The 1,368-nt window shown below is 73.0% G+C and carries 1 protein-coding gene; it reads left to right on the forward strand.

What is annotated here, in order from left to right; genetic code table 11:
- On the forward strand, positions 1-1,301 hold a 1,301-nt coding region (locus SSBG_RS08765; RefSeq protein WP_078491252.1), incomplete at its 5' end, for a capsule biosynthesis protein CapZ.
- Positions 1,302-1,368 lie beyond the last annotated feature (67 nt).

Consider the following 1,368-nt stretch of genomic DNA (forward strand, 5'->3'; position numbering starts at 1 on the left):
GCCGCCTCACCCGCCTGGAGACGGAGCGCGCCCGCCCCCCGGGCGCCCGGACGCTGGAGGACTTCCTGCGGCCGCTGCGCGAGGCGCGCGCGGCCTGGGACGTACGGCGCTCGGTCGGGCGGCCGGAGCAGAAGACCGTGAAGGTCGTCCGGCCCTCGGGGATCACGCTCCCCGAGGACGCGCCGCTGCGCCGGGTGCCGCCGCGCAAGCCGGAGGACCGGCAGCCGGACTACCTGGAGAAGTTCGACAGCCGGACGCTGTTCTACGACGCGTTCCGGCTGGGCGAGGACGTGTGGCTCTCCGGGCCGCCGCTCAACAACCTCAAGGAGCCGCTGGAGAAGGCGGACTGGCGGGTGGACGGCACGGACGTCGCCGCGTCCGTCTCGCTCTCCGACTGGGGTCGGACCCAGCGCTCGCGGATCAGGGGGGCGGCCCCCGGCACCCGGCTGAGCCTCGGGCTCGGGGACGGTCGGTTCGAGGCGGAGATCGCGCCCGACGAGTCCGCGCTCTTCGCGGGGCAGCGGACGCTCATCACGAAGTCCCAGGACAACGACCTCGTCTGGATCCAGGACTTCCTGCGCTATTACCACCTCGTGCACGGCGTCACCGGGGTCGTCCTCTACGACAACAACTCCACCCGCTACACGCCGCAGGACGTGGCCGACGCGATCGCCGAGGTGGAGGGCATCACGACGGCCGTCGTCGTGGACTGGCGCTACCCCTGGGGCCCGAACTGCGGCCCCCACGAGGTCTGGGACTCCGACTACTGCCAGTACGGGCTCCTGGAGCACGGGCGCTTCCGCTACCTCTCCCGGGCGGCCGGGGTCGTGAGCGTGGACATCGACGAACTCGTCCTGTGCGACGACGCGCGCTCGGTCTTCGAGCACGCGGAGGAGTCGGAGGCGGGGGCGGTGATGTTCGACGGCCGCTGGATCGCCAAGGCGACGGCGGAGCCCATGGACCCCGCGCGCCAGCGCAGGTTCACCGACTACCGGCACCGGGTGAAGGGCACGACGACGGTCAAGTGGGCGGTGCTGCCCGGCGTCGTGGACTGGCGGTCCACGCAGTGGCGCGTGCACAGCGTCGCGGGGGCGAACGCGGTGAAGAACGACCTGATCCACCACCGCCACTACCAGGGCGTCAACAACGGCTGGAAGTACGACAGGGCGGAGGAGCTGGTCACCCCGGGCACCCACACCTTCGACGTCCGGATGAGCCACGTCCTGGACGTCGTCTTCGGCCCGCCGCAGGACTTCGCCCCCTCCCCCGGGGACCTGGAGGGCCTGGGCGAAGCGCGCTGAGGGCGCCCGGGACGGGTGCCGGGCCGGCTCCGGGCCGGCGCACGGGCCGGGCACCCGTCACCGCGGG

It is taken from the genome of Streptomyces sp. SPB074, assembly GCF_000154905.1.
Taxonomy (GTDB): Bacteria; Actinomycetota; Actinomycetes; order Streptomycetales; family Streptomycetaceae; genus Streptomyces.